Below are 15,053 nucleotides of genomic sequence, written 5' to 3' on the forward strand. Positions count from 1 at the left end.
ATAGGTCGAGGGTTATCAGGCCGCGTCAGGAGCCGCGGCTGCCCAGCCCCGGCTCTCAATTAATTCTCTGGCGACCTTGGGGATGAGCTTGCGGACCGCGGACACGGCCGCAGAACGCTCATCTTTCGGATTTACAGCAAGTACGACGGCGCGGGTAATCACCGGATCGACGATTTTGACCGTCCGGACCAGCCCCTGACAGGCTTCTTTCTGAACGGCCGATGGGGCGAGAATAGAATGGGCTTTTCCCTCTATGACCATGTTGATGATAGTTGAGAGCGAGTCCACTTCAAACTTGACATCCAGCGCGCAGCCGTGTTGTGCGACGACGTCAGCCACCGAACGCCTGACGTTGTTATTGCGCATGGGAACCGCCAACGGGAACGCATGCAGGTCCGCCAGAGATATCGACTCTTCGAAAGGCGGCTCACCTGACGGCACCACCAGACAGAGGTCTTCGCGCGCCAGGACTGTCATTCGCCCCACACTGTCCGCGGTGCGGTAGAGAACTGCCAGATTGAAGCGTCCAGCAGCCATCCACTCCTCCAGGGGTCCCGTCATACCCTCGATCATCTTTAGTGAGACCCTCGGCAGTTCGGTTCTCACTGATTCAAGCAGGGGGCCGCTAAGGACGCGAGCGGCTCCGGACGGAATGCCAATGGTCACCTCCCCGGCAGGGGAAGCGGCTGTATTGGTCAATTCCGCCTCAGTGAGCTGAATTTCCTTCAGGATGATCCGCGCGCGCTCAAGCAGCTTGTCTCCGGACGCCGTGACGCTGACACCAGTCCTATCGCGAACCAGCAATTGGGTGCCGAATCCCTCCTCCAGTTGACGCACATGCAGGCTTAGAGCGCTTTGAGCAACGTTGAGGGTCGCAGCTGCTTTCGTGAAACTGCCGGCCTCGACGACGCCGACAAAGTATCTTAACTGCCTGATGTCCACGATGAACAAATCCAACCGGGGCATGTTCCCCAGTGCTATTTATCTATCTCGAAACGAGATGGCAGGCAAGCCACAAAACTGTCGCACTAGTTTCAAAACCGCCTGTGCGGCCGATTATAGGCTCAGTTATCGCTGGCCAAGGCCAGTATCTCCTGGGCGCGCCGCACCACTGGCGGATCGATCATTTTGCCATTCAACGAGAATGCGGACAGTCCACGCGTGGCGGCATCATTTTCCGCCGCGACGACTTTATGGGCCCACTCGAGTTCCTGGGCATTTGGCGAGAAAGCCTCATTGAATATGGCCACTTGTGTCGGATGGATGGCGAAGGCTCCGACAAAGCCAAGCCGCCGCGCACGCGTCGCGGCTTCACGAAGTTTATCACTATCGGAGAACTCGCCGATGCTCCCGACGAAGCCCAGCGGGAGCAAGCCTGCCGCACGGGCGGCAAACAAAACAGAAAGGTTCGGCGCCAACAGAAGGTCGAACTCAGGGGAGCCGCCGACAGCGGCACTGAAGTCTTCAGGACCGAGCGCCATTGCGACCATCCTGGGATGTGCCAACGCAATGGCCCCGAGCCTTTGCAAGGCGCCCGGGGTCTCGATTTGGGCAAGGAACCGGATGCGTCCCAGCGGAAGACTTCTTTCCCGTTCAAATTCTGAAACTGCATTGGCGATCTCCAGTACCCACTCTGCCGAATCCGTCTTCGGAAGAACAAGCGCGTCAACACCCGCTATCACTGCTGCATCAAGATCGCCCGCCAAAGCGCGCAAACCATGATTAACCCGGACTAAGACAGATGCGCCTTTCCGGCCCACCTTGGCCACGCATTCAGGAAGCTGCCGCCGTGCTTCTCCCTTCTGATCCTGGGGAACGGAATCCTCGAGGTCGAGTATGACGCCATCCGCACCCCGCTCATGGGCCGTCTCCACAAAGCGCGGTACGTGAGTGGGTACGAAGAGCAGGGATCTCCAGCGAGGTACAGACATCGCGCTTTCGACGGCCGGAAAGGTGTCCTTGATCATGCAGTCGCCTCTGCAATCAATCTTAGCGAGCGTGACGGTAGTGGGCTTGCTGGATGGCCGATGCGCTGAGATGATCCGAGGTACTCAGGCTTTTCGCAAACCGCGAGCGCACTCCCCCTACTCAGACGCGCGCTCACGCTGACGCGGCTCTTTCGCGCAAAAGCCCCAGAACCTCCTCGCGGACAGCCTCGGTATGAGCGCCAAGAGCCGGAACTGGGCGCAGCGCGGGGTGCTCCGAGTTGAAAATCGCTGCCGGCGCTATCGTCTCGACGGTTCCTTCGGGTGTGCCAACCTCAACCCTGCGAATGTGTGGATGCCTTGAAAGATCCACCACTTCGTTCAGTCGGCCATATGCAAGGCCGGCCGCCTCAAGCTCCTGCATCGCTTGGTGGCAGGATAGTTCGGAAAACCGCCGTTCAATGATCTCATCAAGTTGCGCACGGTGACTGAGACGCTCCATATTATCAGCAAAGCCAGATGCGCGTGTAAGCCCGGGCTGCTTCAGGAACTTCTCGCAAAAATTCACCCATTCGCGGTCATTCTGAACCGAAAAGATGACCTCTTTGCCATCGGCACAACGATAGGCGCCATACGGCGCCAGCGACGGGTGTTTCACGCCAGCGCGTACCGTGTGATAGCCGCTATAGTCGTTTTGCAAAACCGGAACATTCATCCAGTCGGCGACGGCATCGAACAGTGACACCTGGATGCTGGCGCCTTCACCGGTGACCTCGCGGTGATACAGCGCCTGAAGAATGGCGCTATGTGCTGTCATGCCCGCCGAAATGTCGCAAACCGAAACCCCTACACGCGCGGGCCCTTGTTGGTTGCCGGTGATCGCACATAGACCTGTTTCGGCCTGGACGATGAGATCATAGGCCTTCAAATGGGAATACGGCCCTGTGTCCCCGAATCCAGAGATGTCGCAGGTGATCAGCCGCGGAAAACGTCGACGCAGATCAGCAGCCGCGAAACCCAGTTTTTCGATACTGCCCGGTTTCAGGTTCTGGATAAAGACATCAGCACTGGCAATGAGCGTGTCGAGGACAGCGCGATCCGCCTCCAACCTCAGGTCCAGACAGACCGACTCCTTACCCCGGTTGAGCCAGACGAAGTAAGCGCTCTGTCCCCGCACCAACTTGTCGTAGTTTCGCGCAAAGTCCCCTTCGGGCCTTTCGACCTTGATCACCCGGGCGCCGGCGTCCGCAAGGCGAGACGATGCGTAGGGTGCTGCAACGGCTTGTTCGACCGCCACAACCGTGATGTCCTTGAGACTGTTTAGCATCAGGGCGCTTCCTACGCGGCTTTCCGGTTTTGTGCCCGACGCCGATCAAGCATCGCTAGCAACCGATTTTGTTCATTGCCGACAATGGAAAGGCCTTCGTCGACGCCCATGCCAGGCTTGGCGAGCATCATGTCCGCTTGCGTTGCCACCGAGATGTGAACCGTCGCTCGCGCGGAGAGATCTGTCTCGCTGCAGCTGCCTCCCACATAGGCGCCCACGTCGTTTTCTTTGCAGACAAGCACCGCTCGGGCGCTGTCGGCGATCGAGCCCACGTCCGGCGTCTTGATCTGCACGAGATGGGTGGCCTTCGCCTCCGCAAACAGACGCACATCCTCAAGCGTGTTGCAGCGTTCATCGACAACGATGCGCGCACGTGACGCGCGCGCATCCAGAATGCTGACGATTTGGGCGTAGTTTTCGACCTGCGCCGGGGTAGACCCGAAGTCGGCTGGCGATTCGATATTCACCGTGAACTCCGGAACCGCGTCGGCAACCTTACTGATGAAATCGGCGATGCGCTGAACGTCGAGCCCGATCTCCATCCCGATCCAACCGTACACATCGAAATGCAGAACAGGATGATAGCCTGCTTGGCCGATTTGCTTGACGCGGTGTGCCACCCATTTGACGAAATCCAGAAAAGTTTTCCCACCAACGCCGAATTTGCTGCGCGAATTGATGAGGCCGTGAGGGAGTATATCCACCGCCTTCAAGATCATTTTATCGACGTTGATTTCGCGGGCATCGCCGCTCTGGGCGTAAAGCGGTACCCTTCGGTTGGGAAGCGGCAGGCCAAGTTCGGCACAAACGATCTCGGCCATGGTCGTGCGCGCAGCGTGGGCGGCTGCGCCGAGAAGAGCCTGGCTTACCCCATACTCGACTGAGAGGGGCAGGCGCTCGCCCTCCACAAAAGCGAACGCCTCGCTACAGGCATCCAAAAAGTGCGAAGAATCGATTTCGCGCAGCCGGGGAACAACGACTCTTGAGACGAGGTCAATGATCGATGCGGTCTCGAACAAAGGGGCGCGACCGCCAGCGCCGGAGTACTGGACGCCCATCATATCGCCCCAGACGACCGTATCATCTTGAAGGACCAGGCCAATGCTGACAGATGCTGCGGGAATGCGGATGGAGCGGAAGCCAGGCAACAGCGGCTCTCCCACGTAGATGAAGCCGTCCTGTCCGGCCCCTGCCCTAATGGCCGCTTGATCATCGTAGAAAAAGGCGCCGTTGCCGGGCGTTAAAAGAACGTCTTTGATTCGCACGTTTCTGCCGCCGAGATTGGCCAGCTTATCAGTGGCTGGCGAGGTCAACGAATTGCGTCACGCAAAGTATGCAACATCTGCAATTGAAGCCGCCAATATAATGGCCCGATCATAGCCATCACTTTTTAAGATGGCCTAGCCGAAATCGTTGACCTGCCGCCCTTTAATGCCTCCACCGCTTCCTTGACGGCTGAAAGAAACTGCCGGGTGCGGTCGCTCTTTGGATTAACAAACAATTCGCTTGGGGGCACCTGTTCTTCAATTCTACCCCTGTAGAAAAAGCAGACTAGGTCTGAAATATCGCTCGCAAATCCCATTTGATGAGTGACCATCAGCATGGTCAGATTGTAATCCGACACCAGCCGGCGGATGACGTTCGTCACTTCGCCGATGACCTGAGGATCGAGCGCCGAGATCGGGGTGTTCGAGAAAAGTCAGGGAGCCGTAACGCTTGGCGACTTTCTTAAAGCGCACCATCGGAATGTTCTCGCCGGTTAGGTCCAGCGGGTATTGCGAAAGGTCTTCTGTTTCCCTCCATCAGGTCATCCCGAGTTTGCGGCGAGCGCAAGCGTCGAAGCGCCGAGTTCGCGGTTTGCACCAATTCCGCAACGCCGATGACTGCAGTACAGGCCTGTCTTTGAAGATGCCGACCCAGGTAAGAAAATTGCAACAGAACCGTCGGGAACCGGACAGAATTTCGCTCAACAGCTCGCGCGTCGAAGCTGATCGAGCGCCCAAGCCATGCGAAATGCTGATTCCTCGGCGACCCCAGGCCCATGTGAAGCGCCGCTGTGGCCGCCTACCGTCCGGGTGCGGAACACAAGCTCAGGGTCGCGATCGGCGGCGCAGGACCGACGCTCCGCCACGTAGCGAGCGGGCTGGTAGTGGAGCACCTGGCCATCATCGATCGCGTTGTCGACGTAGGTCGGCGGAAGCGGGCGATCGGCGCTGAGGTTGTAATAGGGGTCGTAGCTGCGCAGGTACCGATACTCGTCGGCGATGTGGGGGTCTCCGTACTCCGCCGTTTCCTGTATGGCATAGGGCATCGTGAAGTCCATCTCAGTATCCAGGATGTCGGCGAGCGGAACCTCGGCGAGCACGGCGCGGAACAAGTCGGGCCGCAAGGCGGCCGTAGCCAGCACCACACCTCCACCAGCGCTCTGCCCCTCAATGACGAGGCCGTCTCGGGTAGCGATCCCCCGTTCAACGAGCCCCTCCGCAGCGACGATCAGATCTGTGTGGGTAACAAGTTTCCGATCTCGGGTAGCCGCTTCGTGCCATGGGCGTCCGAGCTCACCACCACCTCGTACGTGCACGATGCCGAACGCAACTCCGCGATCGAGCAGGCTTAAACGCTTGGCCATGTATGAGGGCCAACTGAAGAAAGAGGGCCATCTCGTTATTCCGTAACAGCCGTACACATTCAATAACACCGGCCCGGGGCCAGCTCGATCGCGCCGCGCGACCAACGAGATCGGGACCTGCACCCCGTCTTCTGCCTCCGCCATGACGACCGTCGCGACGTACTTAGTCGCGTCATATCCGGGAATCCGGACCTGATGCAGGACAACCGAGCAATCGTGGACGAGATCATGCTCGACGAAGGTGTCGGGCGTCACAAATGAGCTAACTGAGTAGGTCAACTTCGAGCCTCGGAACGGATGCCGTGCGACCGAATAGTGACGACCGCCTGCTGACAGGCCTACCGTGAGAGTGCAACTCGGCTCATCAGGAGCGATCGTTGCTCCAACCCGCCCGCCCCCGTCACGCGAGACCAGGCGAGGACGGAGGCCTTCTCGCTCCAGGACAACCAAGTGCTGCTCGAGGACGTGAACCTCCTCGAGGGTCACCCCGGCTCGATGTGGAACGACTTCCTCCCAGCGCGACCGTGACGGGTCACCTATCGGCGCACGTACGAGACGCCAGTACGGTCCATTGTCGTTCACGCGGAACAGGAACGTGTCCTCCCAGTGTTCTACAAAACTTTCGTATCCGAGTTCACGCGCCAAGATCCGGCGCCACTGTCCCCCCGGATCGCCTGCAGGAAGGCACCACACCTCTGCGGCGCCTCGCTGAACGGAAGCGGAAATGTCCGAGGTCGTAAGTAGGTCGAGGAACAACCAGGCGCCGCTATCAGAACGCCGGACCAGTACCTCCAGTCTCTCGTTGGCCTCCTCGAACACCACCTCGGAGTGCCCGACCTTAATGTCCAACCGGACGATCTGATCGTGTCGGCGCCGATCAGCCCGTTCCCGTGTGAAAAAGAGCGTTTGATTGTCGGCGGCCCAGACGGCCCGCCCGGCGCGGCGCGAGTCGCGCCAGACGTCGCGGCCGGTCTCCATGTCCAGCACCGTAAGCTCGTAGTTCTCGTCACCGATGACATCGAAGCTAAACGCGATGTAACGCCCGTCGTCGCTCGGCTCGAAGACACCGAGCGAATAGAAGACCTCGGCTCCGGGAATTGCGTTTGGGTCGAGAACAAGCTCGGCCGAGTCTCCGGCCATATGCCGGCGCCACCAGGCCGGATGAGACAGGCCCGGTTCGGGTCTTTGGAAGTACTCGAAAGGTCCAACTTGGAACGCTGGCGGGGCGCCCTCGCTAGGCTGACGCCCTTCGATCTCGGCGATGAGCTCGGCCTTGAGCTCTGCCAGGTGAGCTGTCGCTTGCTCCGCGTAGCTGTTCTCGGCTTCCAGATACGCGCGGACATCGGGATTCTCGCGGTCGCGAAGCCAACCATACGAATCCTCCGTGACGTCGTCATGAAGCACCCTGATCCGTGGCTCGGCACGAGGAAGCGGTGGTTGCGGGCGCTCGTCTCCCATCATATCGCCCCCTGAACACAAGAGTATGCTGCATCTTGCGAACAATATTGTTTGCGCATCAATGTTCCTCCCAGAGAATAGCGTGAAAACCCTCTATCCAGCGATGGCGCATGTGATTGCCATCTTTGTCCCTCCAACGATGGCGGCACCGCGTGCGGTGCTCGCCAAAGCCGCTGCGACGAAACCCCCGATGCTGCACTTCGCCAGCCACCACGCGACCACATGTTCCGACCTCACTTCGATGGCCGGCGGCTCCTCTTGCCGGCAGCGGTTGACAGCCAGCAGGCAACGCGGATGGAAACGGCAGCCCTCTGGCACGCGCGCGGCGCTTTGGAACCTCGCCCCCCGCAGCGCCGGAATGGTGTGACCGAGACGAGCCTGTACCCTGCCACGATACCAATTCTGTCGGTCGCAGGCTCCTGCTGCCAAGCGGTGGATGCGCACTAGGATCGAACCTCGTCGTGCACCAGCCATGCCAACATATGCGGCATGAGTTGGCTCAAGTTGTGCCCGAAGTGGGGAAAAAGCTCCAAGCTCGAATTCGGGATCTGCGTCTGCAGCCACTCGGAGTGACGCCGCGCCGCCTGAAGATCCTCGAGGCCATGAAAGATCCTGGTAGGTACCGTTATTGATGCGAGTTCAAAGCCCCATGGCTGCACCCATGATTGAACATCATCAACGTAGGCATCTTCTTCCGAATAACGAGATTCAGGCAACGCCAGCTGTTGAGTGATCTTGTCTCTTAAGGGAGCCAGTACACGCGCAATGCGACGATCATTTTCAGAATGCAACTGTTTCTCAACTTCAGGATCGCGTACGCGGCGGTAGAATTCGCGGGATGCCTGTGGACCTTTTCGCGCCTCAAGGATCTCCTCGCGCATAAGGGGCGAAGGACCGTCGGCGTAGTCGAACCCCCCCGAACCATAGTTCGGGCCATTGCCGGCATTACACACAGCCCGCGAAATGCGCTTGGGCAGCAGCGCTGCGGTAGCAAGCGCGAGCATTCCACCCCCAGAATGGCCGTACACCGCTGCCGTGTCGACTGATAAGTCATCAAGGATGGCCTCCACGACCGGGGCGATGTCGCGGACCTTACGCCCGGGCTCCGGGGTTGAGCCCCCGTAGCCTTGACGATCGAACGCAACGAGGCGGCAGAAGATTGCGCCGCTGGCTATGTAGTTCACAACCTGGCCAAGCCCGGTGCTGGGGGTCCCATGGATCCCGACCACGACTGGAACGTCAGGCGGCCCAACCTCATAGGCTCGGACAGTCCTTCCTTGCGACATTTGGACTTCGAAAACGCGCGGGGTTAGATATTTCTCGATGAAAGATGGTTCCTCCTGAACTTCTACAAACGATGAAGCCGCGGATGGATCCGTCTGGAATGATGGATCGGTATAGTGTGGTCTTTTCAAAATCGTGTCTCCTCACAATATCGAAGAGAGCAGCCCGCTTTACTACTGCTCCGGGTTCAGGATAAACTTGCTGTCACAACCGATGGTTTACTTGCGACGATTCCCACGGGATTTATCGTACCCATCTGGGAGAGCGAGATGTGTTGACTGCAGCTCTGGACAATCGACACGCGCACGAAACGTAGCAGCCGACTGCAAATTATCGCAGTTGCAGGGCCGTTTCCGGATATTGCAATGAATTATGCTGTAGTCGGCCATCTTGATCATTACACCCACTCCTACTGTGCAGCCTACGCTCGACGACGGAGCAAGTCTGAAAGTGCTGCGCCGGCGTTCACGCTGCCAACCAGCATGCAGACATGTGCTGCGGCCCGACTTCGATGGCCGGCGGTTCCTCTTGCTTACAGCGATCGAAGGCCAGGGGGCAGCGAGGATGGAAACGACAGCCTTTCGGCACTCGGGCGGCACTTGGAACCTCGCCCTGCAGGCCCCGCAACTCGGCGCGACCTGCATTGGCGCCAACCTGCGGTGTGGCGTTACGCAAGGCGACGGTATAGGGATGGCGCGGGTTGAATGTGATGTCGTCGGCGCTGCCGATCTCAACCAATTTTCCAAGATACAAGACGGCAATCTTGTCGGCGATCAACCAGGCGAGCGGTAGGTCGTGGGTGATGAAAAGCAGCGCCATATTGTGCTTGTCACGTAGAGCAACCAGGACCTGAAGGATCTGTGCGCGTATCGAGACATCGAGCATCGACACAGGTTCGTCAGCAACGATGAGCCCCGGCCTAACGGCAAGTGCTCCGGCAATGACGACGCGCTGACGCTGCCCACCGGACAGCTCATGTGGGAAACGGGCGAAGAAATCTCCGGGAGGATTGAGCCCGGCCGACGCGAGAGCTTCGCTGACCCGCTCCGTGAGTTGGCTGGCGTTGCCGACCAGCCGCAGTGACCGCAACGGCTCCGCCACGACATCGAACACGGTGTGTCGCGGGTTGAGCGCCTGATAAGCGTCCTGGAAGATCATCTGCACGCGATGCCGGTAAGGACGCAAGGCCGAGGAGCCTTGAACCGACGTCATGTCGCGGCCTTCGAACAGCATTCTGCCACCCGTTGGCTGGGCAAGCTTGGTGATGACGCGGCCCACCGTCGTCTTGCCGCTTCCCGATTCCCCGACCAGGGCGACGATCTCGCCGCGCCCGATGTTGAGGTCGATCCCGTCCACCGCGCGCACGGCGCCGGCGGGTCGGCCCAGGACATGGTCGAAAAGCCCGCCCTGGATAGGAAAATGGACCTGCAGGCTCTCAAGTCGCAGGATATCGGCGGTGTCAGGCATGGACTGCAACCTTGTCTTCTTGCGAGGACCGGTAAAGATGACAGGCGACGCGTCCCCGCCCGAACTGATCGAGGCTAGGGACTTCGGTGGCACAAACCGCCATCACTGACGGGCAACGTGGGTGGAAGGCGCAGCCCGACGGTCGGTTCACCAGGTTGGGAGGATCACCGGGTATTGGCCGGATCATCTTTTTGCCGCTCGCCGGGTTTGGGATCGATTCGATCAGCAGGCGGGTGTAGGGATGTTTGGGCTGGGCGAAGATCTCGGCGACCGTGCCATCTTCGACGATCCGGCCCGCATACATGATCATCACGCGATCACAACACTCGGCCACCACAGAAAGATCGTGGGTGATCAAAATGAGGGCAAGGCCAAGCCTCGACCGCAATTCACCCAGCAGCTTCAGAATTTGGGCCTGTGTTATGACGTCGAGCGCCGTGGTCGGCTCGTCGCCGATTATGATTGAGGGGCGACACGCGAGCGCCATGGCAATCATCACCCTTTGTCGCATTCCGCCCGACAATTCGTGAGGATAGGCGGAACCGCGATCCGCCGGGATGCCGACGAGTTCGAGCAGTTCCCTTGCCCGCGCGGTCGCCTCGCCACGCGACATGCCGAGCTTCAGCATACACGGCTCGGCGATCTGCTTGATGATGCGGTGTACTGGGTTGAGCGCATTCATCGCGCCCTGAAAGACAACGGACGTTTCGCTCCAGCGATGTGGCCGCATCGACGCATCGTCATCGATCGGCAGTTGCTCTCCGCGATAGCGTACCTCGCCCTTGCTGACCCGCGCGTTGGGTGATAGCAGACCCGCAATCGCCATTGCAGTCGTGGTCTTGCCACTGCCCGATTCTCCGACGAGGCCAACGGCCTCTCCGGCCCGGAGCGCGAAGCTTACGCTGTCGATCGCACGCGATGGAACGCCCTTGAGCCCATAGTCAACAGAGAGGCCCTTAACGTCCAGAAGCGGGGGCTTCTCCTGGGAGGAGCTTGTCATGGGATCACCCGCCGCCGTGGGTTGAATGTGTCGTCGAGGGCATTGCCAATCAGGACGAAGCTAAGGGAAACCGTGAGGACGCACACTCCGGGGGCACCGAGATACCACCAGGCTCCAGCACTGGCCGCACCGGCCCGTTGAGCGAGCGAAAGCAAAGTCCCCCATGAGGGCTGCAACGGATCGCCAAGCCCGAGGAACGAGAGCGACGTCTCGACATAGATCGCGCCGGCGACGACCAGAGCCCCGTTGGCTGCGATTTGCGGCACGAGATTGGGCAGGATGTGCCGCACCATAATGCTGAAATTACTGCTACCTGCAACGCGGGCACGATCAATGAATGTTCGCTCCTTAAGCGAAAGGGTCTGACTGCGAACGATGCGCGCGACGAACGCCCAGCTTGTCAGGCCGATAACGACAAGGATCACGAAAGGAGAAGGACGGAAGCCGAGGATTTCTCCGCCGCGCCCCATCACCTCGAGAACCACGGGTGTGATGACCAGTGCCAGCACGAAAGACGGCATGACGAAAAAGAAGTCCGTCAGGCGCATCAGCCAGACATCAACCCTGCCACCATAGTAGCCAGCGGTGATACCAACCGTAGTGCCAACGATGAGGCTGATCACGGTCGCCAGCAGCGCGATCGTGAGCGATATCCGGGCACCATGGACGACCAGATTGAGCACGTCTCGCCCGACTTCGTCCGTGCCGAGCAGATGTTCGCCTGATGGAGGTGCGAGGAAATCGCCGGTTGCATTGATCGCAGTCTGAAGCGGCCCCACCAGAATATTTGGGATCGGTGCCACAACAAGAAAGAATACCAGACACACGAGGCCCACCTGAGCGCCGCCGTAGCTGAGAAATTGACGCAGAAAGCCTTTCATCGCGCGCGCGCCGCCTCGCTGGGAATAACGAACTGTACTTTCACTCATTGTCGGACCCTCGGATCAAGAAGGCCGTAGGCAAGATCGGCTACGAGGTTTGCGACAACAATCGAGGCACCAAGCAACAGGAATATGCCTTGAAGGACTGGATAGTCCCGTGCATTGAGCGCCTCCACCGTCAGGCCGCCGATGCCCGGCCAGGCGAATACGGCTTCGACGGTGATGGCACCTGCCACCACATAGCCAAGATTGAGGGTAATCAAGGTAACGACCGGCAGCATTGCATTACGAAATGCATGACGCATCAGCATCTGACCGCCGGTCAGTCCCTTTGCCCGTGCAGTCACCATGTAGTCCTCGGTGACAACGTCGCTCATCGCAGCGCGAGCGACCACCACGTATTGACCGATAAGTCCAAGGGCGACCGCGGTGACCGGGAGCGTGAGATGCCGCAGGTAATCGAGGAACGAACCAAGGAAGCCCGTGATCGCTCCGGGCGAGTATGCACCATAACCCGGAAACCAACCCAACGACGTGCTGAAGATCACCACCAGGATCATGGCCATCCAGAAGGAAGGTGTCGAATAGAGCAGCAGAGAGCTGCCGGTGGCAAGATTGTCTAGTGTTCCTCCTCGGCGCCAGCCCGCATAGATGCCAACCATCACCCCAATAACAATTGCTGTTAACTGAGCAATCCCGACCAAGATGATAGTGGCTGGCAAGCGCTCCAAAATCAGGTCGGCGACATGCCTGCCCCTGAATTTAAAGCTGTAGCCCAGATCGCCCCGGACAGTTGCCGACAGGTAGTCGACCAACTGGTCCGGAAACAGCGGCCGATTAAGGCCCCAGTTCTGGCGCTGCGCCTCGATCTGCTCAGCGGTCACGCTGGTACGCGCACCGCCAAGCAGAAGCTTGGCAGGATCACCTGGAATGACTCGGAACAGGATGAAGTTAAGGATCGCCACCATCAGAAGCGTCACAATCGCCCTAATGATGATGCGTCCGATATGCCGGCTCGTCCCGCCTCCGTTCACGGCGTTGGGACCGGCTTCAGGCGATCAAACGGGAAATAGCCCCACATCGACACCGCGTCGTTCGTCCCCCAACCTTGGAAGCAGTCCTTTCGATGGGCTTCGAGCAGGAAGGGGTAACATAGGATGATGTAGGGCGCTTCGATGTAAATCAAGCGCGAGGCCTGATCGACTAATTCCCGACTGTTCTTGAGGTCAACGGTTACGTCGGCTTCCGACAGCAGCTTATCGAACTTGTCGTTCTTCCAGTAAGATGTGTTGCTGGTGCCGATGAGCTTACTATTGCCCAAGCTGAGCAGGTCGTGAGCCGATGGACCCAGCCAGCCTGCGCTGACGAGCAGATCCCACCCGCCGCCGCCATCCGCGGGAGCTGCAGTGCGAGCCGCGAGCGCGCCGGAATCGATCTGAGTCACGGTGACAGGTATTCCAACTTGCTCAAGCCAGCCCGCGATAAGCTGTATGGCCGCGGTCGGTATTTCAAGGACACCCGACGAGGTCCCTGTGATCAGCTGCAGCTGGAACGGGTTTCCCTCCTGATCCTCACGGAGACCGTCGCCATTGGTATCCCGATAGCCGGCGGCATCAAGCCGCCGCCCTGCCTCAGCAAGGTCGAAGCGACGCCTGATATCGCTCAGATCCGAATAGTAATCGGCCGCCACCGGCATTGCGACTCCAACCCCCGGGTCGGCGTGCCCGCGGAAGGCCCGATCGACAATGGTCTTCTGATCGATCGCGAAGCCGATCGCATCGCGAAACGCTGGATCTTGCAGCGCCTTTGTACTGCCCTTTCCCTGGCCGGATGCTGTGTTGAAGGCTAGGTAATTCCGTTGCTCGACACGCGATTCACCCACCACAATCTTGGAATCCTTCGAGAGATCGGCCCACTGGGCAGCAGTTAAGCTCATTCCGTAATCGAGATCGCCGCTCTTCAACCCCTGAGCGATAGGATCGGCAGTATTGAAGAAGCGGTAGGTCATGCCGGCAGTCGCCGGTCGCCCCGCGCGGAAGTACTTGTTAGGCGTGAGACTGGCAAACTGTCCGGGTTGAAATTCTGAAACGAACATAGGCCCGGTTCCCACCAGCGGCGGCTTGTTTTGGAAGGTGCTGCGAGCTTCGGCGTAAGATACGTCCTTCCAGATGTGCTCGGGAACCATCAATGTGTAGTTGTCGACAGGCCAACGAGTGGGGCTCTTGGTCACGATTTGCAGAGTCTCGTCATCCAGTGCCGTAATGGACTCGATGTTCTCCAAGCCACCCGTATTATTGTAGCCAACGTTCAGTTCGTCCGGCTTGCCGATGGATCCCCGCAAATAGTTATAAGTGAACGCAGCGTCCCGCGCCGTCGCAGGCTGGCCGTCAGACCACTTCATGCTAGGCCAAATCTTGAATGTCCACGTGAGGTTGTCTTTGGCAACGGACCATGATTTGGCAAATCCCCTCCGATCGTCGTGGCGCTGGGCGTCCACGCCGACCAGGGCGTCATAGGTGAAGTACATGGGCCAGGACGAACTCCAAGTGGCAAAGGGATTCATTGTGTCGGGTGCGGCAATTCCGGCGATACGCACGATGCCATCGGTGCAAGATGAGCCGGCACGCGCCTCCAAATTCATGACCCAAGGTGCAGCCGATGCCAAAAGCATTGCTTTCGCTACGGCGCGGCGAGTGAGTGGCCACTTGTTCATAGTTTCTCCCCTCAAATTATGTGTGTCTTGCTTTTGGAGCAGGCCGGCGACGCGACACGCGTGTCATCCCTGAATCAAAAAGCGGCGGATTCCCTGTAGCGCTTCTATTGGAGTTGCCGCTGCTTGATCCCACAAGGATATTTTTTATATTGCAACAATCTGGAATCCAGATAGTTGCCCGTCGTTCCGAGGCGAAAGTGGGTGTCGCCTGCGGGCTTCAGCGCCCGTAGGCGGCGGGAGGGGGTAGCTGGTCAATTCTGCCTTTGAGAGTTCTAGCAAGATCTAATTCGCGCTTTCCGCAAATCTTGACAGTCTGCGGTTCAAACGGGCGGTGGAGCTCGGCGGACATGCCACTAGTGAGCAGGCTTT

Annotated in this window: 12 protein-coding genes and 1 pseudogene; 1 reads left to right on the forward strand and 12 read right to left on the reverse strand. The window is 59.1% G+C overall.

All coding sequences use genetic code 11. The features are described 5' to 3' along the window. Window positions 1-15: 15 nt before the first annotated feature. The 6 genes and pseudogenes from FCU66_RS26765 to FCU66_RS26790 all read right to left on the reverse strand — a co-directional run bounded on the left by FCU66_RS26765 (window position 16) and on the right by FCU66_RS26790 (window position 7,342). Window positions 16-942 carry a LysR family transcriptional regulator gene (locus FCU66_RS26765; protein ID WP_136617906.1) on the reverse strand — a complete coding sequence of 309 codons (927 nt, stop codon included), beginning with the start codon at window positions 940-942 and terminating at the stop codon, window positions 16-18. A 122-nt stretch (window positions 943-1,064) separates the two neighbouring features. Continuing rightward, window positions 1,065-1,967: an HpcH/HpaI aldolase/citrate lyase family protein gene (locus tag FCU66_RS26770; protein WP_246094019.1), complete on the reverse strand. Its 903-nt coding sequence runs from the start codon at window positions 1,965-1,967 to the stop codon at window positions 1,065-1,067. A gap of 133 nt (window positions 1,968-2,100) precedes the next feature. Further along, window positions 2,101-3,252, reverse strand: coding sequence for a CaiB/BaiF CoA transferase family protein (locus FCU66_RS26775; protein WP_136617851.1), 1,152 nt, complete (start codon window positions 3,250-3,252; stop codon window positions 2,101-2,103). Between the two features lie 11 nt (window positions 3,253-3,263). Next, window positions 3,264-4,517: a methylaspartate ammonia-lyase gene (locus tag FCU66_RS26780; RefSeq protein WP_136617904.1), complete on the reverse strand. Its 1,254-nt coding sequence runs from the start codon at window positions 4,515-4,517 to the stop codon at window positions 3,264-3,266. A 125-nt stretch (window positions 4,518-4,642) separates the two neighbouring features. Beyond that, window positions 4,643-4,936 (reverse strand): annotated as a pseudogene (locus tag FCU66_RS26785) (hypothetical protein); the annotation flags it as partial. Window positions 4,937-5,218: 282 nt separating this feature from the next. Beyond that, window positions 5,219-7,342, reverse strand: coding sequence for a prolyl oligopeptidase family serine peptidase (locus FCU66_RS26790; protein ID WP_246094020.1), 2,124 nt, complete (start codon window positions 7,340-7,342; stop codon window positions 5,219-5,221). Window positions 7,343-7,421: 79 nt separating this feature from the next. Between FCU66_RS26790 and FCU66_RS41315 the strand changes: the two genes are divergently transcribed. Then, window positions 7,422-7,706, forward strand: a complete 285-nt coding sequence (locus tag FCU66_RS41315; RefSeq protein ID WP_168991863.1) for a hypothetical protein — start codon at window positions 7,422-7,424, stop codon at window positions 7,704-7,706. A 76-nt stretch (window positions 7,707-7,782) separates the two neighbouring features. On the opposite strand, the gene FCU66_RS26800 is transcribed toward FCU66_RS41315, so the two are convergent. From FCU66_RS26800 to FCU66_RS26825, 6 genes are all read right to left on the reverse strand, one after another. After that, window positions 7,783-8,754, reverse strand: coding sequence for an alpha/beta fold hydrolase (locus FCU66_RS26800; RefSeq protein ID WP_136617849.1), 972 nt, complete (start codon window positions 8,752-8,754; stop codon window positions 7,783-7,785). Window positions 8,755-9,088: 334 nt separating this feature from the next. Next, a complete protein-coding gene (locus FCU66_RS26805) occupies window positions 9,089-10,090 on the reverse strand; it encodes an ABC transporter ATP-binding protein (RefSeq protein ID WP_136617848.1) in 1,002 nt (333 codons plus the stop codon). Continuing rightward, window positions 10,083-11,090 (reverse strand): ABC transporter ATP-binding protein, encoded by a 1,008-nt coding sequence (locus FCU66_RS26810; RefSeq protein ID WP_136617847.1) that lies wholly within the window; start codon window positions 11,088-11,090, stop codon window positions 10,083-10,085. Before FCU66_RS26810 ends, FCU66_RS26805 begins: the two co-directional genes overlap by 8 nt. Further along, window positions 11,087-12,019 (reverse strand): ABC transporter permease, encoded by a 933-nt coding sequence (locus tag FCU66_RS26815; RefSeq protein WP_136617846.1) that lies wholly within the window; start codon window positions 12,017-12,019, stop codon window positions 11,087-11,089. The genes FCU66_RS26810 and FCU66_RS26815 overlap by 4 nt, the downstream gene beginning before the upstream one ends. Further along, a complete protein-coding gene (locus FCU66_RS26820) occupies window positions 12,016-13,005 on the reverse strand; it encodes an ABC transporter permease (RefSeq protein ID WP_136617845.1) in 990 nt (329 codons plus the stop codon). Before FCU66_RS26820 ends, FCU66_RS26815 begins: the two co-directional genes overlap by 4 nt. Then, window positions 13,002-14,684, reverse strand: coding sequence for an ABC transporter substrate-binding protein (locus FCU66_RS26825; protein ID WP_136617844.1), 1,683 nt, complete (start codon window positions 14,682-14,684; stop codon window positions 13,002-13,004). The genes FCU66_RS26820 and FCU66_RS26825 overlap by 4 nt, the downstream gene beginning before the upstream one ends. Between the last annotated feature and the right edge of the window lie 369 nt (window positions 14,685-15,053).

The sequence above is a fragment of the Mesorhizobium norvegicum genome, from assembly GCF_004919685.1.
Lineage (GTDB): Bacteria > Pseudomonadota > Alphaproteobacteria > Rhizobiales > Rhizobiaceae > Mesorhizobium > Mesorhizobium norvegicum.